The sequence below is a fragment of the Synechococcus sp. F70.1 genome (genome assembly GCF_047502745.1).
Classification (GTDB): domain Bacteria; phylum Cyanobacteriota; class Cyanobacteriia; order Thermostichales; family Thermostichaceae; genus Thermostichus.
In genome coordinates, this window is the sequence record NZ_JANSJL010000062.1 from 1 (window position 1) to 1808 (window position 1808).

General features: G+C 62.8%; 1 rRNA gene. It reads left to right on the top strand.

Going from position 1 to position 1808, the window contains the following annotated elements:
• Window positions 1-220: 220 nt before the first annotated feature.
• Window positions 221-1808: ribosomal RNA gene (locus tag NW860_RS06840) — 23S ribosomal RNA — on the top strand; the annotation flags it as partial.

Consider the following 1808-nt stretch of genomic DNA (forward strand, 5'->3'; position numbering starts at 1 on the left):
GTAACAAGGTAGCCGTACCGGAAGGTGCGGCTGGATCACCTCCTTTCTAGGGAGTCACTCCCAATCTAAATTGTTGTGGTGTCCAGCTTCTCGTCATTCAGTGTGGGTGCGCTGGTCGTACCTTAACAACTCACGCGATTGTACCAATATTACTGCCGGTCTGCGGTGCGTGCGTCCACCCGCACCGTGTGACCGGGTCACGGTCGGTTGGCCGTGACGGAAGGAAGACATGATGAGCACACGATGGATGCCATGGCGCTGCGTGCCGATGAAGGACGGGGCACGGCACCGATATGCTCCGGGGAGCCGCGTGCAGGCTGTGATCCGGAGGTCTCCGAATGGGGCAACCCGCTGCCATCTGGCAGCGCTCCGCAGCAGCGGAGCGGGAACCCGGCCAACTGAAACATCTCAGTAGCCGGAGGAAGCGTGAACCACACCCGTAGTAGCGGCGAGCGAACCGGGTGCAGCCTAAACCGCGGGCGTGAAATAGGGAGCAGCCGTTGCGCCCGCGGGGTTGGAGGACGACCCGTGACCGACCTGCTCGTCGGTCACCCGAGCGACCGCGCTGAGCCGAAGCAGTGTGGAACCCTGCACCGCAGAGCGTGACAGTCGCGTAGGCGGGCGCCTTAGCCGGGAGGGTCGCTCCTGAGTAGGTCCGGGCACGAAGAACCCGGGCTGAAGCCGGGCAGACCACTGTCCAAGGCAACCTACACGCAGTGACCGATAGCGCACAGTACCGTGAGGGAACGGTGAAAAGCACCCCGGTGAGGGGAGTGAAAGAGACCCTGAAATCGTGTGCTTCCACGCCGTGGGAGCCGGAAACACCGGTGACCGCGTGCCTTTTGGAGTATGATCCGGCGAGTTATCCTCGGTGGCGTGGTTAAGGCAGTGCCAGCCGGAGCCGGAGTGAACGCGAGCCTGAACAGGGCGACCGTCGCCGGGGATAGACCCGAAACCGTGTGAGCTACCCATGGCCAGGCTGAAGCGTCCCTAACAGGACGTGGAGGGCCGCACCGGTGTCTGTTGCAAAAGGCTCGGATGAGCTGTGGGTAGGGGTGAAATGCCAATCGAACACGGAGATAGCTGGTTCTCCCCGAAATGTATTGAGGTACAGCCGCGGCTACGCCACCCCTGGAGGTAGAGCGCTGTTGTTGTGCGGGGGCTTCACCGCTTACCAAGCGACGGCAAACTGCAAATGCCAGGGGTGGGCACCGCGCGTGAGACGGCGGGTGCGAACATCCGTCGTCGAGAGGGAAACAACCCAGACCGCCGGCTAAGGTCCCCCAGTCATCGCTAAGTGGGAAAGGTTGTGGCGCCGCTCAGACAACCAGGAGGTTGGCTTAGAAGCAGCCATCCTTGAAAGAGTGCGTAACAGCTCACTGGTCAAGCAGCGCTGCGCCGACGCTGTAGCGGGGCAAAGCGATGCACCGAAGCCGCGGGTTTGCCATCGGCAAACGGTAGGGGAGCGTCGTCGTCGCGCCGAAGTCGGCGCGGAAGCGTCGGTGGAGTGACGACGAGTGCGAATGCCGGAATGAGTAACGGAGAAGCGATGTCGCAATCATCGCCACCGAAAGTCTAAGGGTTCTGCCGCACGGGTGCACCGCGGCAGGGTAGTCGGGCCTAAGGGGACGGCACACGCCTGACCCGATGGACAACAGGTTGATAGTCCTGTACCGTGTGGTGGTCGTTTGACCAATGCCGGATGCTGAGGGGTAGTCGCCGCGGCGAGACGAGCGCCGTCCAAGCCGGTAGGGAGCCGCACGACGCAAATCCGTGCGGCGGTGACCGAGAGGCGAGTGAAAGGGGTG